The sequence below is a fragment of the Oleiphilus sp. HI0123 genome, from assembly GCF_001635315.1.
Genome location: NZ_LWGE01000698.1, coordinates 1 through 320 on the forward strand (window position 1 = coordinate 1; position 320 = coordinate 320).

1 protein-coding gene is annotated in these 320 nt (G+C 45.0%); it reads right to left on the reverse strand.

Annotated features, from left to right (window positions below):
• On the reverse strand, positions 1 to 320 hold a 320-nt coding region (gene leuD, locus A3761_RS06285), incomplete at both ends, for a 3-isopropylmalate dehydratase small subunit (RefSeq protein ID WP_068749993.1).

The following is a 320-nucleotide window of genomic DNA, read 5'->3' on the forward strand; positions in this document are numbered from 1 at the left end:
ATCTTCTTCACTCAGAACGATCGGTAAAATACCGTTCTTGAAGCAGTTGTTGAAGAAAATATCCGCAAAGCTCGGCGCGATAACAGCACGAAAGCCATAATCATCAAGCGCCCAAGGCGCATGTTCACGAGATGAACCACAACCAAAGTTTTGACGTGCAATAAGAATATTTGACCCCTGATAGCGCGCCTGGTTAAGCGAAAAGTCCATATTCAATGGGCGCTTTGAACAGTCTTGCCCAGGATAGCCTTCATCCAAATAGCGCAACTCATCAAATAAGTTAATACCAAAGCCCGTGCGCTTGATCGACTTAAGGAACT